Below are 26,148 nucleotides of genomic sequence, written 5' to 3' on the forward strand. Positions count from 1 at the left end.
CTTGCTCATCACCACACCATCTCCACGCTCTCTTCGTCCTCGGAAAGCAGGCCGTCGAGGAAACGGCAGAAGTCGTCGAGGCGCGGGTGATCGAACACGTCGGAGACCTTGACCTGCACCCCGAACTCGGCGCCGAGCCGGTTGACGATCTGGATGGTCTGCAGGGACTGGCCCCCCAACTCGAAGAAGTTGTCCGCCGGCGCCATGGTGGCGAGCCCCAGGATCTGCTGCCAGATGGCGCCGACCCGGTTCTCGGTCTCGCTGCCCAAGGTCAGGGCTTCGCCGCCCGCCTGGTAGGCGGCCAGCAAGGCCTTGCGATCCAGCTTGTTGGAGCCGGTGCGGGGCAGCTGGTCATAGTGGCGATAGTCGGTGGGGATCATGGCGGCAGGCAGCACCCTGGCCAGCTGCGCCTTGATGACCCGGCTGTCGCGCTCAGGCCCCGCCACGAAGGCCACCAGCCGGCGCACGCTGCCCTGGCTCACCCCCTGCACGCAGGCCTCGTCCACCCCGGGCAGAGCCAGCAGCTGGGCCTCCACTTCGCCGGGCTGGATGCGATAGCCACTTATCTTGAATTCGTTGTCGCGCCGGCCGAGGTAGACCAGCCGGCCAGCCACCAAGCGCACCCGATCGCCGGTGCGATAGACGGGTACATCCTCCTCACCGATCCGCAGGGCGCCGAAACCGCCCTGCGCACTCTGCACATTCGCGCTCTGCGCGCTGCCCACATAGCCGTTGGCCAGCTGCGGGCCGAGCAGCACCAGTTCGCCTTCCTCGGCAGGTTGTTCCCCCGCCCCCAGGATGAGCGCCTGCATGCCGGGGAGCGGCAGGCCGATGGGTAGCTGGGCCTGGCTCGGATCTTCCTGCTGCAGCTCCTGGGTGGTCACCACCACGGTCGTTTCGGTGGGGCCGTAGGTGTTGAAGAGGCGCACATCGGCGCGGCCCTGGCGCTGCCACTGGGCCAGCTGCTCGGGGTAGACCGCCTCGCCGCCGATGATAACGGTGGCCAACCCGGAAGGTATCTGGGCCTGACCCGCCGTCAGCGCCACCACCCACTCGTTCCAGAACGCGGTGGGCAGGTCGAGGTGGGTGATCCCCATCTGCTCCACCCCGGCCGCAAAGGCGGGCATGGATTCGAGCAGGGCGTCGGTGCGCAGCACCAGGGTGGCGCCGGCGCTCAAGGTGGCGAACACCTCCTCGATGCTGGCGTCGAAGTTGAAGGGGGCGAATTGCAGCATCCGCGCCCCCTCGCCCAGGTGGTAGCGGCAGCGGGCGGCGGCGGCGAAGTGATCCAGCGCGCCGTGGCTGACCGCCACCCCCTTGGGCAGACCGGTGGAGCCCGAGGTGAACATCAGGTAGGCGACGGCGCGGCCGGCAGCCGGCTGGTTCAAGCGGTTATCGCTCACCAGATCCCCCGCCAGGAGGGTGCGTCCCTCGAACAGGCTGGCCAGCTTGTGACGGTACTCGGCCTGGGTGATCAGGGTCTTGACCTCCCCCAGCCGCAGGATATGGCCCTGACGCTCCAGGGGCTGCTCGGGGTCGAGTGGCACGTAGACGGCGCCCGCCAAGAGCACCGCCAGCTGGGCGAAGATGGCCTGGGGGGTGCGGGCCAGCATGACCCCCACCTTGTCGCCGGGGGCGACGCCTTCGGCCTGCAGAGCGGCCGCCATCTGTTCGGATCGGGCCAGCAGCGCCTCGTAGCTGAAGCGGGTCTCTCCCTGCTCCAGCGCTATCTTGTCTGGGGTCTGGGCGGCGAAGTGGCAGAGCGCCTCCAGCACCGGGCGCACCTGGATAGCCTCGTGGGTGGGGCCGGCGATCAGGGCGCTGGCTCGCTGCTCCGCCAGCCAGTCGGCCTTGAGCGCACCCAGGGTCTGGGCGGGCTCGGCCAGCCAGCGGCCCAGCAGGGCAAACAGGGTATCGGCGATGGCTGCCAGATCCGCCTGCCGGTAGCAGCCGGGGTTGGCATCCAGATCCAGGCGTGGCTGGCCATCGACGCCGACCTGCACCTCGATGGTGAGATCCTCCACCGGGCCGGCGCTGATGTTAAGAATATGGGCTTCGAGCGGCCCGAAGCGACGGGCGTGATCGAACGGCATGATGTTGACCAGGGGGCCGAACAAGCGCTTCTCGCCCCCCACCAGACCGAGGTCGCGGCGCAGCAGCTCGTAGCGGTAGTGCTGGTGCTTGCGCACGCCACGCTTGGCCTTGGCCACGGCGCTGGCGGCTCCCTCCAGATCCAACCCCTCTTCGAGCTCCAGAGCAAGGGGGGTAATGTTCATCTGCATGCAGGGCACGGTCAGGGACGCCGAGCCGATGCGGTTCATCATCATCAGGCCGAGCAGGGTCTGGCGCTGGCCGCTTGCCAAAGAGAGCTGGGCAGAGAGGCCGGCCAGCAGCAGATCGGGCCAGCCCAGCTTGTGCTCGTCGGCAAAGCCGGTCAGGGATTGCCAGAGCGCCGCCGGCAGTGGGCGGCTCTCGCGGATAAATTCGGCCGCGATGGGGGCGCGGGTCTCGCCAAAGGACTTCACCTCGGGCCAGTCTTGCAACTGATCCTGCCAGAAGGTGCGGGTGGCGGCGTTCTTGCCGCTCTGCTCGCGGCTCGCCTCTTCCGCCAGCACCTCAGCCAACGAGCCGAAGGGAGATGGGGAGTCCATCTCACCGGCCAGCACCTCTGCATACAGCTCGGCGATGCGCTGGAACAGCAGGGTGGTGCCAAAGCCGTCGAGGGCGATGTGGTGCACGCAGCTGTAGAGATAATCGCGGCCAGGGCCGCGCAGCAGGGCGAAGCGGCAGGGCGCCTCTTGGGTCAGCTCGAACGGGCGGCGCAGATCGGCCCAGGCCCAGGCGCGGGCCAGCGTCTCGTCATCGCGCTCGAGGGAGACCTCTTCATAGGCTAGGGGCAGCTCGGCCGGGACGAAGCAGACCGTCTCGCCGTCTTGCTCGAAATGGCCCTTGAGCGCCTCGCACTCCCCCACCGCCCTGGCAAGGGCGGCCACCAGCACGGCCGCCTCGACCTTGCCGTCGAAGGCGATGCACTCGGCGGTGTTGAACATCGCCTTGTCGTCGTTCAGCAGATGACCGGACCAGAGCCCCTGCTGGGGTATGGTCAAGGGGAAGCGGCTCATGGAGTCACCTCCAGGGCCTGGGCTGCCAGTTTGGCCTCGATGAGGCGCCACCAGCCGTTGAGGGTCGGCAGCTTGGCCAAGTCCACGAAGCCGAGCTCCACCCCGGCGGCGCGCCACTCGGTGAGCAGGGCCATGATCCGCACCGAATCCAGACCGTAGTCGATGAGGTTCTCGTCGGGGTCAAACTCCCCTTCCTCCTCGTCGATATGACTCAGCAGCCGTGCCTTGAGCCCCTCGTACGTCAGTAACGGATTGGTTTGGGCGGCAGAAACGGAAGCCGGAGCGAGCGCCAGCACCTCCTCGCAGGGGATCACCTTGCCGCAGCGGGTCGCCACGTAGTCGAGCGCCATCTGGTGGTCGGCCAGGGAGAAGTCCGCCACCCCGTCCGCCAGGAAGAAGGGCTGGATGTCGCGCATGAAGGCGTCGCAGGCGGTCATCATGCAACCGATATGGCCGTAGATGCCGCCGATGATCAGCTGATCCCGCCCCAGCGCTTTGAGCATCTGCTCGAGCTCGGAGCGCTGGAAGGCGCTGTAGCGCCACTTGACCAGCACGGTGTCGTCACGCTCCGGGCGCAGCGCGGCCACCACCTGCTGCTGCTCGGGCCGTTTGTTGAGACCCGGGCCCCACATGTCGTTGAGCAGGGCGCGATCTTCAGGGGATTGATCCTTGGGCTGGGCGGTGTAGAAGACCGGAATGCCGAGGGCCTTGCACTGCTTGCGCACGGCGGCCAGGCGCTCGGTCAGGGCCGCGATCAGCGGGCTGTTCTCGCCGTAGAAGGCGGTGAAGTACTCCTGCATGTCGTGGATCAGCAGGGCGGCGCGCTTGGGATCCAGAGACCAGTTGACCTTGTTGGCCTTCCACTGGCTGGGCATGGCGTAGTTGTTCAGGGTTGGGATAGCCATAACGTCATGATTCCTTGTTAGTTTTATGCTGTTGTCAGGGGATTGCCGGCGGCGATGAGGTGCGCAATGCGCGCCCGCAGCCCCTGCTTGTCAATCTTGCCCACCGCCGTCATGGGCAGGGCATCCAGGGTTTCGAAACGGTCGGGCAGCTTAAAGTCCGCCACCCCGCGCTCGCGCAGAAACTTGCGCAAGGCCAGCGCCTTGAGACCCGGCTCTGTGGTGACGATAAAGGCGCAGCTCTTCTCCCCCATGGCGCTGTCGGGCATGGAGACCAAGGCCGCATGGGTGATGGCCGGGTGGTGCAGCAACTGGTTTTCCACCTCTTCCGCCGCGATCTTCTCGCCGCCTCTGTTGATCTGATCCTTCTGTCGCCCAACCACGGTGAGGTAACCATCGGCATCCTGGACCACCAGATCGCCGGAGCAGTAGAAGCCCTCGGCATCGAACACCCGGGCGTTGTGGGCCGGGCTCTGGAAGTAACCGCGGAAGGTATAGGGGCCGCGGGTGTGCAGGGCGCCAGGCTGGCCGAGGGCGACCGGGTTGCCCGCCTCATCGAGGATGCGCACCTCGTCGTCCGGGCTCATGGGGCGACCCTGGGTGTGAATGACCTTCTCGTCCGGGTCGTCCAGCCGGGTGTAGTTGACCAAGCCCTCCGCCATGCCGAACACCTGCTGCAGCCTACAGCCGAGCAGCGGCCCTATCTTGCTGGCCACCGCCTCCCCCAGCTTGGCGCCGCCCACTTGCAGCAAGTCGAGGCTCTCGAGCTGAGTGCGCGCAGCGGAGTCCGCTTCGGCAGCCTGCAGCCAGAGGGAGACCGCCGGCGGCACCAGCGAGGTGAGGTTGACCCGGTGGCGGGTGATCAGCGGGAAACAGCTGATGGGGCTGGGATCCGGCGCCAGCACCACGGTGCCGCCCGCCTCGAATACCCCCAGGGCACCCGGGGAGCTCAGGGGGAAGTTGTGGGGTGCCGGCAGGGCGCACAGATAGCGGGTGTGGGGCCCCAATTCACAGATTTCATTGCTGCGGCGCACGCTGTAGAGGTAGTCGTCGTGGGTGCGGGGGATGAGTTTGGGGGTGCCTGTGCTGCCGCCGGAGAGCTGGAAGAAGGCCACCTCGTCCGCCGGAGTCGGGCCAAAGGCGGGAGATGCTGCGCCATCGGTATCCAGTTCCCCTAGCCAATGGGCCAGGCTCAGCTCTCCCGCGTCACCATCCAGCAACACCAGCTCTGCGCCTATGGTTGCCAGCAGCTCGCTCTCGCGACCCTTGGTCGCAAACAGCGGATGGGCCAGCGAACCGACAAAGAGGCGGGGTTTAATCTGCTCTGCGTAAGACACCAGCTCCAGCCGGTTGTGACTAAAGAGCGCATTGACCGGCGCTATGCCGGCCTTGAGCAGGGCGAAGAACACCAGATAGAACTCGGCCACGTTGGGGAGCTGCACCAGGGCGGTATCTCCCACTCCCAGGCCGTGGCGGACCAGATTTGCGGCCAGCCGGCTCGAGGCGGCGTCCAGCTCGCCATAGCTGAAGCGACGCTCGCCGCAGAGGATGGCCTCGGCATCGGGGGCCAGCTCGCACTGACACGCCAGCATGGCGGTCAGGGGCTCACCGCGCCAATAGCCCTTGGCGCGGTACAGCTCCGCCAACGCGTCGGGCCAGCGGGTATAGGGCAGGAAGCGGTTAGACCGAGTCATGGCGTCACCTCCGGACTCAGGCCCAGGGCGTTCAGATTCGGCTGCCCGCTCGGCCAGCCCAGGTATTGACGTTGGCTCATTGCGCCACCTCCGGACTCAGGCCCAGGGCTTTCAGATTCGGCTGCCCGCTCGGCCAGCCCAGGTATTGACGTTGGCTCATTGCGCCACCTCCGGACTCAGGCCCAGGGCCTTGAGCATGGTGCCCAGCTTGGTGCCGGTCTCGGCCCACTCCATGGCGGGATCCGAGCCCGCGACGATTCCAGCGCCGGCGAACAGCTCCACCTGGTGGCCATCGAGCACGCCGCAGCGGATCACCACGGCCCACTCGCCGTTGCCCTGGCTGTCGCACCAGCCGACGATGCCGCTGAACAGGGCACGCCGGAAAGGTTCCTGCTCGCGGATGAACTCGCGAGCCAGATCCGTGGGATAACCGCACAGGGCCGGGGTAGGATGGAGCTGGCAGGCAAGCGACAACACCGAAGCATCGCTGCCGTGCAGCTGTCCCGCTATGGGGGTGCCCAGATGCCAGAGGGTGTCCGTGCTCATCAGGGAAGGGTGGGAGGGGATCGCCAGCTCGCGGCAGTGAGGCGTCAGCACCCGGCGGATCTCGTCGATCACCAACTTGTGTTCATGCTGATCCTTGCGAGAGGCCAGCAGCTCCCGGGCCACCGCCTCGTCCTGCGCCGGTTCGCTCGCCCGTCTGGCGGAGCCCGCCAGCGGGTGGGTGAACACCTCTCCCCCGCTGACCCGCAGCAGCAGCTCCGGGCTGGCGCCGAGCAGGCGGCGGCCCTGGCCGAGCGGCAGGGAGAAGTGGAAGGCGTGGGGATTCTGGGCCATCAGACGGGCCAGCACCCGCTTAGGGTCGGCGGGCTGATGCAGGGTAAGGGTGAGCTTGCGTGACAGCACCACCTTGGCGAGCTTGCCTTGGGCGAACGCATCCAGCGCAGCACTCACCGAGGCCTGGAATTCGCCAGACGCCGGGGTGCTCTGCACCGAGATGACACTGTTGGTCTCGGCGGCCTGCTCTGCCACCGCCTGTGCCAACGGGACAGGACGATCGCCCCGCTCATAGCGGCCGGGCACATAGAGACAGGAGGCTTCCGCCGGGTCGAAGGCGAAGGCGCCGATCAGCAAGGGATTGGCCTGGCCGGCGGCCCTGGCGGCAGCCAGCGCGTCGGCAATCTGCTGTTCTAGCAAAGGCCATTCACAGGCGGGGGTGGTGATGGGCTGGCCCAGGTCAGTGGCACTGATCGTGCCCTGACCCGAGGTAAACAAGAAATCAGGCGACATCTTCGCCTCGGCAGGTGCGCCATTTTCCATTACTCGAGTATTCACGTTACACCCTCAAAGAAGATTCAAAATGATAATGATTATCAGTTTGACTTTGTGCGGCGGTAAAATACTCGCTTTGAAATCACGGGGTCAATGGGATTTTGAGTCGATAAAACAGGGGCTTTTCTGTGGATATTGGCGCCATGGCGCCGTGGCGGGCCTGCTGGCGCAGGGGATGACAACGCTACTCGAATGAACACGAATTGCCATCCCCATATGGGGGATGCGACAGAAACGGGACGAGGGAGCCTCCACTGGCGGCCGACCCGCTTTGCCCCTAAGATGGCGCCATCCGTTGTTGCCACCCATTTGATGGAACCTTCCCATGTTAAAGCACCTGCTTCTGCTCCCCTTCGCCCTGCTGCTGGCGGCCTGCTCCCTCACCCAGTACAGCGTCAGCGAGGGCGAGATCAACCAGTACCTCAAGGAGCGAGTCGCCTTCGAGAAACAGCTGGGGATCCCCGGCATCATGTCGAGCAAGATCCGCCTGGACGACATGGAGAGTCGCATCGGTCGCAACCAGACCGACAGGGTCGAGCTGGATGCCGCCGGCGATCTGCAGGTGGCGAGCCCCCTTGGCAGCCAGCAGATGAAGATCCGCCTCTCCCTCAGCGCACGTCCGGACTATGTGGCGGAGCAGGGCGCCATCTACCTGCGTGACCTCGAACTCATCTCGGTCAAGACAGAGCCGGCCGACGTGGGCGCCGCCCTCACCCCGCTGCTGCCCACTTTCAACCAGTCCCTCTCCCTCTTCCTCTCCCAGACCCCCGTCTATCGGCTCGATGGCAGCCGCAAGAACGAGGCGCGTATCAAGGAGAAGGTCGAGGCCCTCAAGGTGGAGCCGGGTCGCCTGGTGATCCCCTTCAAGCTGATGTAACCCCTACCTAACCCCTGCCGCCGCGCCCCCCTATTCCCGGGACCCGGGGCGCGGTTTTTCGCTTCTAAAGTTCCCTCCCTTGCCTCATAATGCACACCATTCTCATTTAGATTCATGAGAAGCGTCATAATAAAATCAAACATATGGGTGAAAAGGACATGAGAAAGACCGTACTGGTGCAGGCGATCGCCTGTGCACTGCTCAGCAGCGCCGCGCACGCTGCCGTCAAGGTGGAAGACAAGACCTTCAACACCGCCGCCAGCATGCTGGCCTATACTGAATTCGAACTCTCCGGCGAGCCGCTGGCCGAGGCCCTGGGGCTGGATCTGGACGTGCTGGACGCCAACCGCGCCGATGAGCCGACCCCCTTCGACTTCGCCGCCGGCATCGAATCCTACGAGTATTCCGAAGAGGCGATGTACGCCCTCAACTACCAGTCCGGCATGGGCCCGCACCTGGTGAACGGGCCGCAGAACCTGGCCCGTGGCGGCACCCTGGCCGACCTTGGCAAGCGGGTGCTGGCCATGGCCGACGCCGTCGGCTTCCCGGCCGATGAAGTGCCCCAGGGCATGTATCCCCTCTCCCTGCCCTACGCCTCCGCCAATCCGGAGTTCGCCCAGGCGGTGAACGCCGCCCCGGTCAACGGCGATCAGCTCACCATCAAGACCGCCAAGGGCACGGAAAAAGCGGTCAAGACCCAGCTGCCGGCCTACTTCCGCGACTACGCCACCCTGCGCTGGAGCGGCAGTGACAACCTGCTGGTGCCGGCGGCCGTGGGCGGCATACTGCTCAAGGAAGTGATGTGGTCCCAGGACTTCCTCGGCGGCATGCACGTGGCCGAGAGCGATGAAGAGGTGGAAGCCGCGTCCGCCACCATGGATCAGGATGGCAAGCACAAGCTTGGCGTCTCTGCCGCCGACGGCTTCAACGGCATGATGCTGACCGAGCAGTCCATCGACAAGCTGGCCATCATGCAGAACCAGCTCGGCTTCGACGGCAAGCAGCTCGGCGCCAAGATCAGCCCCCAGTACGATCCGGCCAAGGGGGTCGTCTACTTCCCCCATCAGGTGAAAGTGACCGAGACCAGCAAGAATGAGGTCGGCGCCATCGGCAAGCTGGAGGTGGTGGACGGCTCCGCCCAGCTGCGCGACGCCTGGATGCTGCTGTGGCCGCTCTCCGAGTTCTACGCCTTCAGCGATCAGCGCACGGCCAACACCAACCAGAACCCGGCCTTCCACGCCGTGTTTGACGGCGCCCCGTTTGCCGCGGCCCCGGCCGCCAACAAGGCCAATGATCTGGGCAAGGCGGTGGCGGGCAGCGATGCCTTCTCCCTGGCGCTGAATCTCTCCAACCTGACCTTCAAGAACCTGGCCGCCCTGCACTTCGAGCCCAAGGCCGGTACCCTGGTGGACAGCTGGCAAGGTGGCAAGCAGGGCACTCACGTCACCACCTTCGACGCCGCCTACGCCCTGGTCGCCCTGCAGATCTTCCAGCGCGCCCAGGATGCCCTGCCGGTCGGCTACGCCGCCGGTGACAACGGCGAGCTGAACCTCAAGACCCGGCAGGGTCAACAGGCACTCGAGCTGGTACGCAAGCAGGCTGACTTCATCCTCGGCAAGCTGGTGGGCAAGAACGGCCTGGTCCACGACGGCCTGACCCTGGGCGGGGCGCTGGACGCCGGTCAATCCATGGAGGCGCAATTTGCCGCCATCCGTGGCCTGACCGCCGCCTTCCTGGCCACCTCGGATGCCAAGTACCGCACTGCCGCACGGGATCTCTTCATCGCCACCGACAAGGCCTACTTCAATGCCAAGGCGGGCACCTGGCTGGCGGGCAAGCAGGGTGAATACACCCCCTGGACCCAGGCCGCCATCTCCGGCGCCCTGCGCTCCGCCATGCTGAACCTGCGCAACGAAGGGGCCGAGAAGGCCCCCGAGCTGGAGCTGGCCAAGCTGACCCAGCAGTACGTCAGCTGGTTCCGTGGCACCGTCAACGGCGGCATGCAGATGGCCGAGTGGGTCGGCGACTCCGGCGAGAACGTCATCGACGGCGCCGGTGGTGACACCGACGAAGACGGCGTGCCCCAGGTGACCGCCGCCGGTGGCAAGCACGGCACCGCCATGGTGATGGCCGGCAAGGCCATCGTCAGCGAATAAGTCGGCGATGACCGCATGAAAAAGGGAGCCTATACGGCTCCCTTTTTGTTGGTCTCGATCTCATCAGGCGAGCTTGGCCAGCATCTCCTTGGTCACCAGCACTATGCCCTGCTCGGAGCGGTAGAAGCGACGGGCATCCTCGTCCGCGTTCTCCCCCACCACCAGGCCATCGGGCAGCTTGCAGCCCTTGTCCACCACCACCCGGCGCAGGCGGCAGCCCGCCCCCACTTCGACCCCGGGGAAGATCACCGCCTGATCCAGGGTGCAGAAGGAGTGCACCCGCACATTGGTGAAGAGCACCGAGTTCAGCACGAAGGAGCCGCTGACGATGGAGCCGCCCGCGAACATGGAGTTGATGGTCATGCCGTGCTGACCGTTTCTGTCCTGCACGAACTTGGCGGGGGGCGACATGTTCTGGCTGGTCCAGATGGGCCAGTTCTCGTCATAGATGTCGAGCTCGGGCACCACGGAGGCGAGATCCATGTTCGCCTCCCAGAAGGAGTCCAGGGTTCCCACGTCGCGCCAGTAGGGCTTTTGTCCCTCCTTGGCCCCGACGCAGGAGATGGTGAAGGGGTGTGCAAAGGCCTTGCCCTCTCCCACGATGCGCGGGATCACGTCCATGCCGAAGTCGTGCTTGGACTCCTGGTTGTGGATGTCCTCCTCCAGCAGCTGATAGAGGTATTCCGCATCGAAGATGTAGATCCCCATGGAGGCCAGGGAGACCTGGTCATTGCCCGGCATGGCGGGCGGGTTGGCCGGCTTCTCCACGAAGGCGCGGATCTTGCGCTGCTCGTCGATGTCCATGACCCCGAAGGCGGACGCCTCCGCGCGCGGCACCTCGATGCAGGCCACCGTCACCTTGGCGCCGAGGCGCACGTGATCCAGCAGCATGGCGGCGTAGTCCATCTTGTAGATGTGATCCCCCGCCAGCACCACTATGTATTTGGGGCCGTAGTCACGAATGATATCGACGTTCTGGTAGATGGCATCGGCGGTGCCGCGATACCAGTGCACCTCGTCCACCCGCTGCTGGGCGGGCAGCAGATCGATGAACTCGTTCATCTGATAGCGCAGGAAGGACCAGCCGGATTGCAGGTGGCGCAGCAGGCTGTGGGACTTGTACTGGGTGACCACACCCACCCGGCGAATGCCGGAGTTGATGCAGTTGGAAAGCACGAAATCGATGATGCGGAACTTGCCGCCGAAATGGACGGCAGGCTTGGCGCGATTGTCGGTCAACTGCTTCAGGCGACTACCGCGTCCCCCTGCGAGCACCAAGGCCATACTCTGATTCAATAGTTGCCGTGCTTTGGCTGTGTCTACGGGTTCTAGCAACATATCTACCTCTGCTCTGTTGGGGCTGTTTTCAACCCATCTTCGCTTTTTTTGCGAACTGTGAAAGTGTTTTCACTCACATTTAGTCGCTTTCCGACGGCCCTTTTCATGGAGTTGCGTGAGTACTCAAGCGTTGTGCCGGCGGCTTGGTTAGAATTTCTACATCACGAGCATCATCAAGGATGAAACGATGTTGAATAAACACGAGGGAAATCTGCTGCTGGTCAGCGCCCTGGTCTGCATTCCCATGCTGTTGCTGCAGGGGCTCTGGCTTGCGCCTCCGGCCTCCCCCCTCACCCTGCTGCTGGTCCTGATGACCACCCTCATCGGTTTTGCCCTGCTGCTCTTTCTCACCCACAGCGTGCGCAAGGGGGAGCGGGAGAGGCAGGAGCAGCGCTGGCTGCTGGCGCTGCAACAACGGGATCCCGCCATGCTGGAGAGTCCGCAGGCACAAACGGCGCTACGCCAGCTGCTTGCCTCCTTCAGTGAAGCCGAACTCGATGCACATCGCCAGATAAGCGAGCTGCAGCAGCAGGCGACCCAGGACGAGATGACGGGCCTGCGCAACCGCCATGCGTTCAGGCGCGATCTCACCGAGCTGCTGCTGCAGGAGACGACCCAGACCGCCATCCTGGTGCTGATCCGCGCCACCGAGCTTGCCCGCCTCAACGCCCAGCGCGGCTTCCAGTCCGGGGATGCCTACATCCGGGATATTTCCAACCTCATCAATCTGGTGGTCAACCGCTTTCCCGGGCACCAGGTCTATCGCATCTCGGGCTCTGATTTTGCGGTGCTGCTCCCCTCTGACATCAACATTCCGCCCCATTTGCTGGGACAGGAGTTCAAGCGGGCCTTCGATCACTATCATCGGGAGCGGGAGCTGGAAAACGTGGCCTACACAGGGCTGACCCAGCTCTCCCGCGCGCAGAATATCGAGGCTATCCTGGCCCGCGCCGATCTCGCCCTGGCACGGGCCCAGACTGAAACCATCAACGGCTGGGCCATCCAGCAGCATGATCACTCCAGCAACCTCCATGGCCAGCAGCACTGGAAGAGAGTGCTGGAGGATCTGCTGTCGCAGCCGGATTGCATCACGCTCTACAGCCAGCCGGTGCAGTCGTTCAATCGGGACATGGTGCCCTACCAGGACATCTCTGCCCGCTTCAGCAATCGAGAGGGCATACAGCTCCCCACAGACACGCTCTTTGCCATGGCGCAGCGACTGGAAATGCTGATGCGGCTGGAGCAGATGCTGATCACCCATGTCATGCGCCAGTATCGCGCCTTCGACCAGCAGCCCCACCGCTGGGGGATCAACCTCTCCATCTGCCTGTTGCAGAACAGCGCCTTTTTGATCTGGTTTGATCACCAGCTGCAAAAGGATGCGAACATCAGCGCCAATCTGGTCTTCGCCCTGGATGAAGAGCACCTGAAACACAACATGGTCGGTGGAAAGCGGCTGTTTGAACTGCTCAGGCGCCATGGCAGTCGCTCCACCATTCGCAACTTCGGCAAGGGGATGGACTCCTTCACCCTGCTTCATGAGCTGAGGCCGGACTATGTGAAGCTGGATCCGCTGCTGCTTGGCACCCTGGAGCGGGACATCGCCAACCAGCAGTTCGTGCGGATGATAGTCGACGTCTCCCATCGCATGGGCTGTCTGGTGATAGCGGAAGGGGTGGAGGAGCTCGGTCAGAAGCAGTTGTTGCAAGGCATGTATGTGGACGGATTGCAGGGGTATCTGATCGCACGGCCCCAGGAGCTGAGGCCCGACATTCCCCATCCGGGGATCTTCACTGGGGACGTTTCAACTTCAGCAAGGTCAGAATGATGTCATTGAGCTGGCGATAGCGCTCCAGCTCCTTCTGATCGTAACGGGTCGCCAGCATGGTCGGGTTGTGGCGGTTCTTGAGGTAACGGTTGATCTGCAGGCGATTGAAGCCGGCCACCTTGTAGACCTGTCCCAGCAGAGCATTGAGCTCTTCGTCATCCAGCCCGGCCCGGGCCAGATAGTCCTCCTGGGACGGGCTCTCCAGCTGGCAGCTCTGCTTGTCGAGATGGCCGCTCTCCTGCAGGTAGGCGAGCCACTGCTCCACATAGAGCGGCTTGCAACCGGCCAGCAGATCGAAATAGCCCACCGCATCGCAGCGGCAGCCGGTCAGCAGCACCAGGGCCAGGGCGTCGCTGTCGCACTGGAAGGTCACGGGACCGCTCTGGCCCCAGTCCAGCGCCTGCACCCGGATCCGGGCCCGCGCGCCCGCCGCTGTGGTCACGTCAAAGACAAACATGGCACCTCCCGATCGGCAAAGGGTTGATGATGACCCATCTCGGCGACGGGTGCAAAGCCAAATCGCCTGCCCAGCGTGGCGCCCTGCCGGCCATAAAAAAACCGACGGCCTCGCAGCCGTCGGTTCTGGTCTCGGCGATGGCCCGCGTCGGGGCCATCAGTGCAGCACGGTTCAGGCGTCCAGCTCAACCAGCGCCTTGGCCAGCTCGATGGGCTCGAGCTCCTGGCCTTCCAGATCGGCGTTCCAGTTCGGACCGACCAGCACATCGTCTTCGTCCAGATCGTTGACCCAGATGTCGAGGAACTCTTCCAGCTCGATCACTTCCGGCTCGTAGTCCGCCCACTCGTCCACGCAGTGCAGACGGGCATCGCCCTCGGCAGACCAGAGCGGCATGACGTCGGCATCTTCGAACTCGGCGGAGCGGCACACCACCCAGTCTTCACCGTAACGCAGACCCCACACCTGACCCGACTCGCGGACTTCTTCGATGAACAGCTGGAAATTGGCGTCAAGATTGTCAGTTAGTTTGCTCATGGGGGTCTCTCTCTTGCAGGCGGTCGGCCAACGCTGGCCAATAATGGGGCTGATGGTGTCCCAAAAGCCCCCCAGACTCAAGCCTTATCCCCAAAAAGGCGGGGATAAGCGCCATCAGGTACGATATTGGGCGACCAGGGCCCCCAACTCATCGCAGGAGAGCGCCAGCTGGCTTGCCGCCTGCTCGGTCAACCGGTTCTGGGCCAGGGCATCTGCCGCCAGCTCGGTGATGGCCACCAGCCGCTGGTTGATCTCCTCGGCCGCCCGGCTCTGCTCGGCGGCGGCGGTGGCGATCTGGCTATTCATCGCATTGATGGTGTGCACGGATCCATCGATGGCATGAATGGCGCCGTCGGCGTCACCGGCCCTGTCCGCGGTCGAGCGGGAGAGTTGCTGCAACTGGGTGATGCCGCTGACCACCCGGCCCGCCCCCTCCTGCAGCCGCTGGATCATCTGCCGGATCTCGTCGGTGGAGCTGTGGGTGCGGGTCGCCAGGGTGCGCACCTCGTCGGCCACCACCGCAAAGCCGCGCCCCTGCTCCCCGGCCCGGGCCGCCTCGATGGCGGCGTTGAGGGCCAGCAGGTTGGTCTGCTCCGCCACTCCCCGGATCACGTCGAGCACCGAGCCAATCTGCTGGGTCTCCTGCTCGAGCCGGCTCACCGCCTGCACCGTCTCCACCATCTCGTCCGCCAGCTGGCTGATGGTCTCCCGGGTCTGGGCCACCACCTGGCGCCCGTGCCGGGCGAGGTTGAGCGCGGAGTCCGCCGCCTCGGCGGCCTGGGCCGCGTGCTGGCCCACTTCCCGGCTGCTCACCGTCATCTGCTCCATGGCGCTGGCCACCCGCAGGGTGTCCTGCTCCTGGCCGGTGACGATGGCGCCTGTCCGATCGACGATCTGGGCCAGCTGGTGCGCCTGCTCCCGGTTCTGGGCCGTGATCTGCTGGCTGCGCCCCACCAGCTGCGCCATCTGGCCGGCGAAGAGGTTGAAGTTGACCGAGAGCTGGCTCAGCTCGTCCCGGCCCGACTCCGGCAGCCGAAAACGCAGATCCCCCTCCCCCCTGGCGATGTTGCCGAGGGCCGATACCGACTGGGAGAGGGGCACCACTATGCTGCGCACTATGAGCCCGACCACGGCAAACAGCAGGATGGCCAGCACCAGGCCGACCCCGAGCAGGGTCCGCAGCACCTCCTGATATTGGGCTTCGACGTCGTCCACGTAGACGCCGGTGCCGATGATCCAGTCCCAGGGGGCGAAGCGCTTGATGTAGGAGATCTTGCGCACCGGCTCCTCCACGCCGGGCTTGGGCCAGTAGTAGGCCACCTCCCCGGCCCCCTGCGCCCGCGCCAGATCGGCGAAGGCGACGAACAGCCTGAGCCCCTGTTTGTCCTCCACCCCGGAGAGATCCTTGCCGTCCAGCTCGGGTTTCATGGGGTGCATCACCATGGTGGGGTGGCTGTCGTTGATCCAGAAGTAGTCATCGGCGCCATAGCGCAGCCCCTTGATCAGCGCGAGGGCCTCGGCCTTGGCGCTCGCCTCCCCCAGCTCTCCCTTGCGCACCCTGGCCTCCAGCCCCGCCACCAGGCTGTAGGCGGTGTCCACCTGGGCCCGGGTCTGGCGGCTCTTCTCCCCCATCAGCCCCTGATGATAGATCTGCAGGCAGAAGAACAGCAGCAGTCCCAGCAGCGCCAGCACCATCAGGGTCACCAGCGACAGGCGCCGACCGATACTCCATTGTCTCAACATACCCCAGCCCCGCAGCAGCTACATATCCTTAACACAAGGTATGCCGCCACGGCGCGCCCTGTCCACGATGTCAGCAAAAGCAGTGCCAAAAACATGATCCAGCCCCAAAAACAAGAAAGGGTGCCACTGGGCACCCTTTCTTGTTGTCGACCGGATGACGGGATCACCGCTCCCAGTACACCTCTTCCAGGCTGTCTTCCTTCTCCGGCAGGCCGCGGGAGAGACGCGGGCTGCTCTGGGCCAGCACCTCGTAGCTCACCCGGTTGGCGTACTTGCACACCTGGGCCAGGGAGGAGTAGGTGAGGAACTCGGAGAGGTGCTTGGCGGAGTTCGGCACATTCATGCGGTGATAGGCGTTGGCCACCATGTCGTGCAGCACGGCGGACAGGGCGCCATCCCCGGCGCCATTGGTGTTCTTGATCTTCTCCGGGCCGCCCATGTAGGGGGAGATATGGGAGTAGATCCGCGCCGGCTTGCGGCACTTCTCGCGGGCCATGGGACGGCTGAACTCATACATATTGAACTCGGGGATGACGCCGGGCAGCAGGGTATGGGTGGTCTCGCGCTTGTAATCCTCGTCGGTGTAGCTCGCCATGTAGAGGCCGATGGGACCGGCGGTGCAGAGCACCATGTCGGCCCAGTCCAGCGCCTTGTCGGCGGCGCCGAGCGGGTCTTTGATCCCGGTCAGGGCCTCGGCTTCGTCCTCGTTCATGGCGAGCACGGTCACGTTCTCGCTGATGAAGTCACGCCACCACTGGGGGTTCTCGTCGATGACGAAACGGGTGCCCAGGGTCAGCACCACGGGCACACCGGCCTCGCGGGCATAACGGACCGCAGCCATGGCGGCCTCCTTCATGGGGGTGCCGTCGGCACCGCGCACCAGGTAGGCGGTGATCACCAGGGCGGAGGAGTCCTTGATGATGGCCTCCGGGATGTGCGCCACGTCCAGGTGGTCCATCTTGCCGGCGTTGATGCCGAAGCTGCGCTCGCCCCCTTCGGTGATGAAGGTGAAGCAGCGACCGACCGGGCCGTCCACCGGCTGCAGGTAGTCGAGGTTGACCCGGGAGGAGGTGTTGCACAGATAGCGGTAGGCGTAGCTGCCGATGCGGATGTCCTGGCTCATAACCCCGAGCAGGATGGAGTGGGAGTCCGCCAGCACAGAGTAGTTGTGCATGGTGTTGCCGATGGTGCCGCCGGCAAATTCGCTCACCACCATGTTGTTGGCCTTGAGCTCTTCATAGACCCGCTCGGCCACGTCGTCGGAGATGAGCATGGAGTGGCCCTTGCTCAGGCCGTACCGGTTCAGAAAGTCCTCGTCCACATGGGCTTCGATATCCACCAGAGTCTGATCTATGCCCACCACATAGGCCTTGCCCAGTTCGGTGAGCTGTGGATTTTGCGGGATCAGGGGATCACGCCTGTCGACCGGGAAGTAGTGTTTGGACTTGCGCTGACCGGGAAATTTCATGGCAATCTTCTGTGCTCTGGGGGAAAGAGGGGCGGGATTTTAACACAATCCACCCCGCCGAAAAGTCGCCCGATTAAATTTTGAGGTCAGTATAGGCAAGGGTTTGCGAGGAAAACGTTTGATCTTTCCCCATCAAAAAACCACCTCGCGGTGAGGTGGTTTTTCGCACTCAAGTGGCCCCCGGCCTCAGCCGAATGACAGCCCCTGCACCAGCGCCAGCACCGAGAAGAGTCCCAGGGCCAGCCAGAAGAACAGGGTGCCGAAGAGCCGTGGCTTGTTCGGCGCCTTTGGGATCTGGATGCCGATGGCGTGCAGGATGCGCCCCACCAGCAGCAGCAACCCACCCAGGTGCAGCCAGAGCGCCCCCACCCCGGCCAGTTCGCACAGGGCCATCAGCAGCAGGGTGAGCGGCACGTACTCGGCGAAGTTGCCGTGGGCACGGATGGCGGAGAGCATCTCGGGCGCCTCCCCTTCCCCTATCATCACCTTGAACTGGGCACGGCGCTTGACCACCCAGAACGAGAGCAGCAGGAACAGGAGCCCCAAGAGGCCTGCGTAGATCAGCGTGATATGCATCCTCAAGACACTCCTTTATCGTTGAACCCGAACACCCGGCGCGCATAGTCGCGACCGTGAAGACCCCTCACGCCAGCTCGCGGCAGATCAGCGACACCATCATGCGGATGTGGGCTTGATCGCTGTTGAGGGCCGGTATGTAGTGGAACTGCTCTCCCCCCGCGTCCATGAAGACGGCGCGGTTCTCGACCTGGATCTCCTCCAGGGTCTCGAGGCAATCCGCCGAGAAGGCCGGGCAGATCACATCGAGCCGCTTGACCCCTTGTTCCGCCAGCTGGGCTATGGTGACGTCGGTATAGGGCTTGAGCCACTCCTGCTTGCCAAAGCGGGACTGGAAGCTGGCACTCCACTGCTCGGGGGACAGACCCAGCGCCTCCGCCAGCAGGGCGGCGGTGCGGCGACACTGATGACCGTAAGGATCCCCCTCGTCCTCGCTGCGCTGGGGAATGCCGTGGAAGGACATCAGCAGGTGCTCACCCTGGCCCTGCTGCTCCCACTGGCGACGCACGCTCATGGCCAGCGCCTGAATGTACTCAGGGTGGTTGTGATAGTCGCGGATCAGGCGCATCACCGGCAGGTGGCGCTCCTTCTTCATCACCCGGGCCCAGCCGTCGAACACGGCGGCCGTGGTGCTGGCGGCATACTGCGGATAGAGCGGCAGCAGTATCACCCGGTTGACCCCCTGGGCCTTGAGCGCCTGCCAGCCCTCGTCGAGGGAGGGCGAGCCATAGGTCATGGCCAGCACCACGGGCACATCGACCCCTTCCCGCTTGAGCTCCTGCTCCAGCGCCGCCCGCTGCCGCTGGCTGATGGCCATCAGGGGCGAGCCCTGCTCGGTCCAGACCTGCTGATAGAGCTTGGCGACCCTGGGGGCCCGAAACGGCAGTATGGCGAAGGTCAGCAGCGGGGCCCACAGCAGGCGAGGTATCTCGACCACCCTGGGGTCCTGCAGGAACTGACTGAGAAAGGCCTTGACGGCCGCCGAGGTTGGCGCCGCTGGGGTCCCAAGATTGACGAGCAAGATCCCGGTTTTCGTGGTCACGTTAGCGTCCTGTCGTGGGGTGTTTGTCGTGCTTGTGATAATGCAAGAAAGGGCCCTGTATGGACCCTTGTCTCAATGTCGTTGCCCCGCGATAGCCCCCTGGCGTGGCAAGAGAATTGCCAGCACGCCGGGCAATGCCGGTGGCAAGACCAGATTTAGCCGAGGATCGCCGCCAGCTGCTGGCTGACCTGATCCACCGGCTGGGTGCCGTCGATCTTGACGTAACGGGTGTTGCCCGCTTCCGCTTCCTTACCGTAGAAGCCGATGAGCGGCGCGGTCTGCTGATGGTAGACATCCAGACGCTTGCGCACCGTGGTCTCTTCGTCGTCGGCACGGATCACCAGATCCTCGCCGGTCACGTCATCCTTGCCTTCCACTTTCGGCGGGTTGAACACCACGTGGTAGGTACGGCCGGAGCCGGAGTGCACGCGGCGGCCGCTCATGCGCTTGACGATCTCTTCGTCCGGCACGTCGAACTCCAGCACGAAGTCCACCACCACACCGGCATCCTTCATGGCTTGCGCCTGGGGAATGGTGCGGGGGAAGCCGTCCAGCAGGAAGCCGTTGGCGCAATCCGGTTGCGCAATACGTTCTTTGACCAGGCCGATGATGATGTCGTCGGAGACGAGCTGACCTGCGTCCATCACGGCCTTGGCCTTGAGGCCCAGCTCGGTGCCCGCCTTGATCGCCGCACGCAGCATGTCGCCGGTGGAGATCTGCGGAATACCGTGTTTTTCCATGATGAACTGAGCCTGGGTACCCTTGCCGGCACCCGGTGCTCCCAACAGAACAATGCGCATACACGCTCCTAATTGATTGGTTATTCAATTCTTGAGAAGGCAAAAAACTACACGTTTTCGCCCATATTAACAAGCTCGCCCCGTGTGAGTGGCCAGATTATCACCACTCCCTGGCACCGTCTCTGCGACCAAAGACGCAGGCCCCTGCCACCAAAAATGATTGAAAATGCAGCAACCGCCAGGGCGACCGACGCCGCCCCGGGGGCGGCGTCGGTCAAAAAAAAGCCCACTGCCTTGCAGTGGGCCAATCACATCACGCCTGGAGTAGCAGACGGTTGATACGGGAGACGAAGCTCGCCGGATCATTGAGGCCGCCCTGCTCCGCCAGCTGGGCCTGCTCGTGCAAGAGGGCGACCCACTCGCCGAACAGCGCCTCGTCTTCGATGGCGCCCAACTTCTTCACCAGGGCGTGGTCGGGGTTGAGCTCCAGGATGTACTTCTGCTCCGGCACCGGCTGACCGGCGGCGCGCATCAGCTTGATCATCTGGGTGCTCATGCCGTGGTCGTCGGTGACGATGCAGGAGGGGGAATCGGTCAGGCGGTGGGTGACACGCACCTCTTTCACCGCATCGGCCAGGCTCTGCTTGACCCGCGCCACCAGACCGGCGTTGGCCTTTTCAGCCTCCTCCTGGGCCTGCTTGGACGCCTCGTCCTCCAGCTCGCCGAGATCCAGCTCGCCACGGGTGACGGAGACCAGCTGCTTGCCGTCGAACTCGGTGAGGTGGCTCATCAACCACTCGTCGACCCGCTCCCACATCAGCAGCACTTCGACCCCCTTCTTGCGGAAGATCTCCAGATGCGGGCTGTTCTTGGCCGCGGCATAGGAGTCGGCGGTGATGTAGTAAATCTTCTGCTGGCCTTCCTTCATGCGGCCAACGTAGTCCTCAAGAGAGACGGTCTGGGCCTCGCCCTCGCCGGCGGTGCTGGCAAAGCGCAACAGCTTGGCGATCTCTTCGCGGTTGGCGTAATCCTCGGCCGGACCCTCTTTGAGCACGTTGCCGAACTCGCTCCAGAACTTGGCGTACTTCTCGCCATCCTCTTTCGCCAGCTTGTTCAGCATGGTCAGCACCCGCTTGGAGCAGGCCTTGCGCAGGGAGGCGGTCACCTTGTTGTCCTGCAAAATTTCACGACTGACGTTGAGCGGCAGATCGTTGGAGTCCAGCACCCCTTTCACAAACCGGAGATAGGTCGGCATAAACTGCTCGGCGTCATCCATGATGAAGACGCGCTGCACGTAGAGCTTGAGGCCGTGCTTCTGCTCGCGGTTGTAGAGATCGAACGGCGCGCGGGCCGGGATGTAGAGCAGGCTGGTGTACTCCTGAGCCCCTTCCACCCGGTTGTGGCCCCACAGCAGGGGATCTTCGAAGTCGTGGGCGACGTGCTTGTAGAACTCCTGATACTCCTCGTCCTTGATGTCTTTGGGGTTGCGGGTCCAGAGCGCGGTGGCGCGGTTGACCTGCTCCCACTCGCCCGGGGTGCCGACTATGGTCTCGCCGTCTTCTTCGCGGTCAGGAGTGCCCTCCTTGAACATCTCCACCGGCACGCTGATGTGATCGGAATATTTGGCAACCACGGAGCGCAGGCGCCAGTCGTCCAGGAACTCCTCTTCATCGCTGCGCAGGTGCAGGATGACGTCGGTGCCGCGACCCTCTTTGGTCACGTCAGCCACGGTGAAGGAGCCTTCCCCTTCGGATTCCCACTGTACGCCCTGGCCCGGCTCTGTGCCGGCGGCGCGGGAGATGACGGTCACCTTGTCGGCGACGATGAAGGCGGAGTAGAAGCCCACCCCGAACTGACCGATCAGCTGGGAGTCCTTGCCCTGATCACCGGAGAGGTGCTTGAAGAACTCGGCGGTACCGGACTTCGCTATGGTGCCCAGATGCTCGATCACCTGGTCACGGGTCATGCCGATGCCGTTGTCCGAGATGGTCAGGGTCTTGTTCTCTTTGTCCACCACCAGGCGCACGCGCAGCTGGCCGTCGTTTTCGAACAAAGAGGCATCGGAAAGCGCCTTGAAGCGCAGCTTGTCCGCCGCATCGGATGCGTTGGAGATCAGCTCGCGCAGGAATACTTCTTTGTTGGAGTAGAGGCTGTGAGCCATCAGGCTCAGCAGTTGTTTGACTTCAGTCTGAAAGCCGTGGGTTTCGGCGTGAACACTTTGGGTCATCGACCAGTCCTCAAAACGTCGGGTTGAACAGATTCCCAACCTAGATGGGGCTGGCCTTTCAAATATCAAGGGGCGACTGTGCAAACTTGCACAGTCGCCCCTCGTCACAGGCTCAGCTGCCTATTTTTTGTACCATCCAGCCAAACCTGTTTATGAGCCGTCGCGAGAAGCCGTCAGCAAGGTGTCGATCCGCGCAGGAACCGAAGTCTATAGGCATAAATGAGGATTCCGAGCAGCACATGAGCCTTGATCACGGTTTCGCAGCAGGCACATAAGCAGGTTTAGATGCGCTGACGCCCCATCAGGGAGTGAGACAGGGTAGTGCCATCCACCAGCTCCAGCTCGCCCCCCACCGGTACCCCGTGGGCGATGCGGCTCACCTCCACCCCGGCGGCGCGGGCCATGTCGGCGATGTACCAGGCGGTGGCATCCCCCTCTATGGTGGGATTGGTGGCGAGGATCAGCTCCTTGATGTGCTCATCCTTGAGGCGCCGCTCCAGGATCTCCAGCCCCAGCTCCTCCGGGCCTATGCCGTCCAGCGGCGACAGATGGCCCATCAGCACGAAGTAGCGGCCGGAGAACTGGCCGGTCTGCTCGATGGCGGCCACGTCTGCCGGGCTCTCCACCACGCAGAGCAGACCATTCTCCTCGCGCTTGGGATTGGCGCAGATCTCGCAGCGATCGTTCTCGGTGAAGGTGCGGCAGTGGCTGCAGTGACCGATTTCGGTCAGCGCCCGATTGAGCAGGGAGGCCAGACGCAGGCCGCCGCTGCGCTCGCGCTCCAGCAGGGTGAACGCCATGCGCTGGGCCGACTTGGGGCCCACGCCCGGCAAGACCTGCAGCGCCTTCATCATCTCATCGAGCAGGGGACTGAATTTCATGGGGATATCCTTTAAAGCCGCGCCGAAGGGAGGCGTCGGCCCGCTTGCCTGAAGCGGCGCCGACTCCCCCATCCGAACCTATCTTGTTGGCGCAGGACTATACCCGAGCCGGCCCCGAGCGCCAATGGCAGATCCCGCCAAATGGCCCCTCCCCCTTGCCACACAGATCCCCGGCACACCGGGGAAACCGGGCCGCCCCCCGCTTTCTGGCCCATGCAGACCCGACAAGGCCGACCCAGGGCTGAGAAGACGATAAAAAGCGCCCAGAATGTTTAGTTTTTCTATTCGGTTAATGAGCATCGTCAAATAAAACCAAACAAAAAAACCTCCCGAGGCCAGCGCCCCCTGGCCTCGCCCCCCTGCAGGGGCGCTATCGGGGCGCCCGATACGCTGTGCCGTCACTGTCCCGTCGATTCTCTCACCTCTCACCTGATGCCCCTTCTCAATAACGAGCGGGCCCGTCTCGCAGGATCGCAAAGAAGCGCCGCGTCTGGCACTCAAACCGGTGCGAGATCAAGGTAATGGGGGCCACTGACCCGATAAACTTGGCCCCCGCGGCAGGGGCCACTCTCCTCCTTTCCCTGCCAAACCAAGGCCCCTTCCCCTCGCGGCGCCCATTGCAACCTGGTTCGTTGCACCCTGAGCCCGTGCCATGGCAGCAGGCCAGCAGACGGGAGTTCGATATCGCATGACATTCCCCAGGATGATCGCCGGATGGCCGGCCCTACCCTGCCCTCTTGTCATCGAGGCGGGCCATCTGCCCCCTTGTTATCAGGGAGGGGCGCCAGCCCCCCTCAGGATGGCGTTATGACGGCCAGGACCCCGATACGTTCCCGGCTGCGCCGCGAATTTCATCTGGACGGCATAGTGCAGGGGGTCGGCTTTCGCCCCTTCGTCTATGGGTTGGCGCTGCGCCACGGCCTTGCCGGCTATGTGTTGAACGACGCGAGCGGCGTCACCATAGGTGCCGAGGGTTCCCCTGAGCAGCTGGCCGCCTTTGCCCGCGAACTGCGCGAATCGGCGCCGCCGCTTAGCCGCATCGATCACTTCAGCGAGCGGGAACTGCCCCTTGCTCATGATCCCGACTTCGATGGCCAATTTCATAGCCAGTTTCGAATTAAAGCCAGCCAGCAGCAGAGCGCCGCCACGGTCGCCATCTCGCCGGATCAGGGGATGTGCGAGGCATGCGCCACGGATGTGGCCAATCCCAACGATCGCCACCATCACTACCCCTTTACCAACTGCACCCACTGCGGCCCGCGCTACACCATCATCCGCCGCCTCCCCTACGACCGCCCCCACACCGCCATGGCGGGCTTTGCCATGTGCCGGCGCTGTGCGACGGCCTATGAAGACCCGCTGGACAGACGCTACCACGCCCAGCCGGTGAGCTGCCCCGAGTGCGGCCCCCATCTCAGCTGGCGAAATGGCCGTGGCGATGCCTTGGCCGAGCGCGAGGATGCCCTGCAGGCCGCTGCAAGCGCCCTGCAGGCGGGGGCGCTGATTGCGGTCAAGGGGATGGGGGGCTATCACCTGATGTGTGATGCCCGCAATGAACAGAGTGTTGCCAGATTACGAATGCTCAAACGGCGCGAACGCAAGCCGCTAGCGGTGATGATGGGCTCCCTTGCCGAGGCCAAACTGCATGTCACCGGCAGCGAAGACGAGTGGCAACTGCTCGCCTCTCAGGCCAGACCCATCACCTTGCTGCGCAAGCGCATTAACGATGATCGGCTCTCAGAATCCCTACTGACAACCGCGCCGCTGGCCGAGGGGATCGCCCCCGGCATCCCCTACCTTGGCATCATGCTCCCCTATACCCCGCTCCATCAGCTGCTGCTGGATGCCTGCGCCATGCCGCTGGTGGCCACCAGCGCCAATGGTCGCGGCAGCCCAATCCTTATCGAGTGCGAGGCAGTGGTCAGGGAGCTCGGCAGCGAGATTGACGGCATCCTGGATCACAACCGCCCCATCCTGCACCCGTGCGACGACAGTCTGGTGCAGTGGGCAGGCGGGCGGCGCCAGATGTTGCGGCTGGCCCGGGGCTATGCCCCCTGCACCCCCAGCCTGCAAGAGGCGGTCAGGGTGCCGCTCTTGGCAGTCGGGGCGCAACAGAAGAACCAGCTGGCACTGGCCTTCGGCCGCCAGCGCATCTACAGCCCCTATATCGGCGATCTGCACAGCCTGCCGATGCAGGAGCACTTCGAGCAGACCCTGGCCACCTTTCGCGATCTCTACGATCTCAACCCCGAACTGCTGGTGTCGGATCGTCACCCGGGCTACCTCAGCCACCAGTGGGCCAAGGGCTATTGCCGCGATCACAATGCAACCCATCTCGAGGTGCAGCACCATCACGCCCACCTGCTGGCTGTGATGGCCGAGCACAACATCACAGGCCCGGTGCTGGGTGTTGCCTTCGATGGCACCGGCCTTGGCGATGGCGGCACCCTCTGGGGCGGTGAGCTGCTGATCGCAGACGTTCAGGGATTTGAGCGCGTTGCCCATCTCAGGCCTTTCAAGCTTATTGGCGGCGAGGCGGCGATTCGCGAGCCGGTGCGCCAACTGCTGGGGCTGCTGTTTGAATCGCACACTCCTGAGCAGATCAGCGCCCTCGATATTCCGCTGATCAACAAGTTGCAAACTGTGCGGATCAGCAACCTGCACCAGCTCTGGAACCTTGGTAGCAACACCCCTTACACCAGTTCCATCGGTCGGTTGTTCGATGCGGTGGCGGCGCTCTTGGGGGTGATCGACACCCCGGATTACGAGGGCGAAGCGGGGCTCCTGCTGGAGGCAGCCGCCTTGCAGCTGGCCGCCGATAAACAGCCCTTCCCCCTCGCCTTTGATCTCAGCCAATCAACGGAAGGGCCACTGCATATCGAGTGGGCCGAGCTCATCAATACCCTTGTCAACGAGCGGCGCCAAGGCACCGCCACTGCCAGCCTGGCCGCCGGTTTTATCCGCGCCATCAGCAATCTGGTTATCGCCCTTGCCGAGCGCTTCCCCGGCTATCCGGTAGCGCTCGGGGGCGGCGTCTTTCAAAACCGGGTGCTGATGGACAAACTTGTTCCCGCTCTCGAAGCCGCTGGCCGGCAGGTATTGACCAGCGAAACCCTGCCGCTCAATGACGGTGGCATCGCCGCCGGTCAGCTCTGGTTTGCCATCCACCATCTTGCCACGCATCAGCCTGTCACATCCGGTTGTGCCACCTTGTCGGAGTCCTGAAAATCC

19 protein-coding genes are annotated in these 26,148 nt (G+C 64.1%); 5 read left to right on the top strand and 14 right to left on the bottom strand.

All coding sequences use genetic code 11. From position 1 onward, the window contains the following. Nucleotides 1-8: 8 nt before the first annotated feature. The 4 genes from amoF to HB860_RS10945 form a co-directional block, all read right to left on the bottom strand. Nucleotides 9-3,122 (bottom strand): amino acid adenylation domain-containing protein, encoded by a 3,114-nt coding sequence (gene amoF / locus HB860_RS10930; protein ID WP_247626660.1) that lies wholly within the window; start codon nt 3,120-3,122, stop codon nt 9-11. Continuing rightward, entirely contained in the window at nt 3,119-4,027 is a 909-nt protein-coding gene (gene amoB / locus HB860_RS10935) for an amonabactin biosynthesis bifunctional protein AmoB (protein WP_247626661.1), read from the bottom strand. The genes amoF and amoB overlap by 4 nt, the downstream gene beginning before the upstream one ends. A gap of 23 nt (nt 4,028-4,050) precedes the next feature. Beyond that, nucleotides 4,051-5,718 (bottom strand): (2,3-dihydroxybenzoyl)adenylate synthase, encoded by a 1,668-nt coding sequence (locus HB860_RS10940; RefSeq protein WP_247626662.1) that lies wholly within the window; start codon nt 5,716-5,718, stop codon nt 4,051-4,053. Nucleotides 5,719-5,874: 156 nt separating this feature from the next. Further along, on the bottom strand, nt 5,875-7,053 hold the full coding sequence (locus HB860_RS10945) for an isochorismate synthase (protein ID WP_247626663.1): 1,179 nt from the start codon (nt 7,051-7,053) through the stop codon (nt 5,875-5,877). A gap of 25 nt (nt 7,054-7,078) precedes the next feature. Between HB860_RS10945 and HB860_RS10950 the strand changes: the two genes are divergently transcribed. The 3 genes from HB860_RS10950 to HB860_RS10960 all read left to right on the top strand — a co-directional run bounded on the left by HB860_RS10950 (nt 7,079) and on the right by HB860_RS10960 (nt 10,083). Next, nucleotides 7,079-7,246 (top strand): hypothetical protein, encoded by a 168-nt coding sequence (locus tag HB860_RS10950; RefSeq protein WP_247626664.1) that lies wholly within the window; start codon nt 7,079-7,081, stop codon nt 7,244-7,246. Between the two features lie 129 nt (nt 7,247-7,375). Beyond that, on the top strand, nt 7,376-7,927 hold the full coding sequence (locus tag HB860_RS10955; protein ID WP_247626665.1) for a lipoprotein: 552 nt from the start codon (nt 7,376-7,378) through the stop codon (nt 7,925-7,927). Nucleotides 7,928-8,085: 158 nt separating this feature from the next. Beyond that, nucleotides 8,086-10,083 (top strand): hypothetical protein, encoded by a 1,998-nt coding sequence (locus HB860_RS10960; protein ID WP_247626666.1) that lies wholly within the window; start codon nt 8,086-8,088, stop codon nt 10,081-10,083. A gap of 63 nt (nt 10,084-10,146) precedes the next feature. On the opposite strand, the gene glgC is transcribed toward HB860_RS10960, so the two are convergent. Then, nucleotides 10,147-11,421 (bottom strand): glucose-1-phosphate adenylyltransferase, encoded by a 1,275-nt coding sequence (gene glgC, locus HB860_RS10965; protein ID WP_025326674.1) that lies wholly within the window; start codon nt 11,419-11,421, stop codon nt 10,147-10,149. Nucleotides 11,422-11,608: 187 nt separating this feature from the next. On the opposite strand from glgC, the gene HB860_RS10970 reads away from it, so the two are divergent. After that, nucleotides 11,609-13,249, top strand: coding sequence for an EAL domain-containing protein (locus HB860_RS10970; protein ID WP_247626667.1), 1,641 nt, complete (start codon nt 11,609-11,611; stop codon nt 13,247-13,249). Here the strand turns inward: HB860_RS10970 and HB860_RS10975 are convergent. The 9 genes from HB860_RS10975 to recR all read right to left on the bottom strand — a co-directional run bounded on the left by HB860_RS10975 (nt 13,212) and on the right by recR (nt 22,917). Further along, complete coding sequence (locus tag HB860_RS10975) at nt 13,212-13,706, bottom strand: hypothetical protein (protein ID WP_139439436.1); 495 nt, start codon at nt 13,704-13,706, stop codon at nt 13,212-13,214. The genes HB860_RS10970 and HB860_RS10975 overlap by 38 nt on opposite strands. Before the next feature lie 171 nt (nt 13,707-13,877). Continuing rightward, nucleotides 13,878-14,240 carry a DUF2750 domain-containing protein gene (locus HB860_RS10980; RefSeq protein ID WP_247626668.1) on the bottom strand — a complete coding sequence of 121 codons (363 nt, stop codon included), beginning with the start codon at nt 14,238-14,240 and terminating at the stop codon, nt 13,878-13,880. Nucleotides 14,241-14,354: 114 nt separating this feature from the next. Beyond that, on the bottom strand, nt 14,355-15,983 hold the full coding sequence (locus HB860_RS10985; protein WP_247626669.1) for a methyl-accepting chemotaxis protein: 1,629 nt from the start codon (nt 15,981-15,983) through the stop codon (nt 14,355-14,357). A 163-nt stretch (nt 15,984-16,146) separates the two neighbouring features. Continuing rightward, nucleotides 16,147-17,451: an inosine/guanosine kinase gene (locus HB860_RS10990; protein WP_139439438.1), complete on the bottom strand. Its 1,305-nt coding sequence runs from the start codon at nt 17,449-17,451 to the stop codon at nt 16,147-16,149. Between the two features lie 186 nt (nt 17,452-17,637). Continuing rightward, nucleotides 17,638-18,027: an MAPEG family protein gene (locus HB860_RS10995; protein ID WP_247626670.1), complete on the bottom strand. Its 390-nt coding sequence runs from the start codon at nt 18,025-18,027 to the stop codon at nt 17,638-17,640. Between the two features lie 67 nt (nt 18,028-18,094). Further along, the gene (hemH, locus tag HB860_RS11000; RefSeq protein ID WP_025326668.1) at nt 18,095-19,069 is read right to left on the bottom strand and encodes a ferrochelatase; all 975 of its coding nucleotides are present in this window, start codon (nt 19,067-19,069) and stop codon (nt 18,095-18,097) included. Nucleotides 19,070-19,224: 155 nt separating this feature from the next. Then, nucleotides 19,225-19,869, bottom strand: a complete 645-nt coding sequence (adk, locus tag HB860_RS11005) for an adenylate kinase (protein ID WP_025326667.1) — start codon at nt 19,867-19,869, stop codon at nt 19,225-19,227. A 253-nt stretch (nt 19,870-20,122) separates the two neighbouring features. Continuing rightward, a complete protein-coding gene (gene htpG, locus HB860_RS11010) occupies nt 20,123-22,036 on the bottom strand; it encodes a molecular chaperone HtpG (protein WP_247626671.1) in 1,914 nt (637 codons plus the stop codon). Nucleotides 22,037-22,317: 281 nt separating this feature from the next. Continuing rightward, the gene (recR, locus tag HB860_RS11015) at nt 22,318-22,917 is read right to left on the bottom strand and encodes a recombination mediator RecR (protein ID WP_025326665.1); all 600 of its coding nucleotides are present in this window, start codon (nt 22,915-22,917) and stop codon (nt 22,318-22,320) included. Between the two features lie 807 nt (nt 22,918-23,724). Here recR and hypF point away from each other — a divergent pair. After that, complete coding sequence (hypF, locus tag HB860_RS11020) at nt 23,725-26,142, top strand: carbamoyltransferase HypF (RefSeq protein ID WP_247626672.1); 2,418 nt, start codon at nt 23,725-23,727, stop codon at nt 26,140-26,142. The last annotated feature ends 6 nt before the right edge of the window (nt 26,143-26,148 follow it).

It is taken from the genome of Aeromonas genomosp. paramedia (assembly GCF_023093515.1).
Taxonomy (GTDB): Bacteria; Pseudomonadota; Gammaproteobacteria; order Enterobacterales; family Aeromonadaceae; genus Aeromonas.

Coding starts and splice junctions, on each gene's coding strand:
- amoF (WP_247626660.1), bottom strand. CDS start 3,122: ATGAGCCGCTTCCCCTTGACCATACCCCAGCAGGGGCTCTGGTCCGGT.
- amoB (WP_247626661.1), bottom strand. CDS start 4,027: ATGGCTATCCCAACCCTGAACAACTACGCCATGCCCAGCCAGTGGAAG.
- HB860_RS10940 (WP_247626662.1), bottom strand. CDS start 5,718: ATGACTCGGTCTAACCGCTTCCTGCCCTATACCCGCTGGCCCGACGCG.
- HB860_RS10950 (WP_247626664.1), top strand. CDS start 7,079: ATGATAATGATTATCAGTTTGACTTTGTGCGGCGGTAAAATACTCGCT.
- HB860_RS10955 (WP_247626665.1), top strand. CDS start 7,376: ATGTTAAAGCACCTGCTTCTGCTCCCCTTCGCCCTGCTGCTGGCGGCC.
- HB860_RS10960 (WP_247626666.1), top strand. CDS start 8,086: ATGAGAAAGACCGTACTGGTGCAGGCGATCGCCTGTGCACTGCTCAGC.
- glgC (WP_025326674.1), bottom strand. CDS start 11,421: ATGTTGCTAGAACCCGTAGACACAGCCAAAGCACGGCAACTATTGAAT.
- HB860_RS10970 (WP_247626667.1), top strand. CDS start 11,609: ATGTTGAATAAACACGAGGGAAATCTGCTGCTGGTCAGCGCCCTGGTC.
- HB860_RS10975 (WP_139439436.1), bottom strand. CDS start 13,706: ATGTTTGTCTTTGACGTGACCACAGCGGCGGGCGCGCGGGCCCGGATC.
- HB860_RS10980 (WP_247626668.1), bottom strand. CDS start 14,240: ATGAGCAAACTAACTGACAATCTTGACGCCAATTTCCAGCTGTTCATC.
- HB860_RS10985 (WP_247626669.1), bottom strand. CDS start 15,983: ATGTTGAGACAATGGAGTATCGGTCGGCGCCTGTCGCTGGTGACCCTG.
- HB860_RS10990 (WP_139439438.1), bottom strand. CDS start 17,451: ATGAAATTTCCCGGTCAGCGCAAGTCCAAACACTACTTCCCGGTCGAC.
- HB860_RS10995 (WP_247626670.1), bottom strand. CDS start 18,027: ATGCATATCACGCTGATCTACGCAGGCCTCTTGGGGCTCCTGTTCCTG.
- adk (WP_025326667.1), bottom strand. CDS start 19,869: ATGCGCATTGTTCTGTTGGGAGCACCGGGTGCCGGCAAGGGTACCCAG.
- htpG (WP_247626671.1), bottom strand. CDS start 22,036: ATGACCCAAAGTGTTCACGCCGAAACCCACGGCTTTCAGACTGAAGTC.
- recR (WP_025326665.1), bottom strand. CDS start 22,917: ATGAAATTCAGTCCCCTGCTCGATGAGATGATGAAGGCGCTGCAGGTC.
- hypF (WP_247626672.1), top strand. CDS start 23,725: ATGACGGCCAGGACCCCGATACGTTCCCGGCTGCGCCGCGAATTTCAT.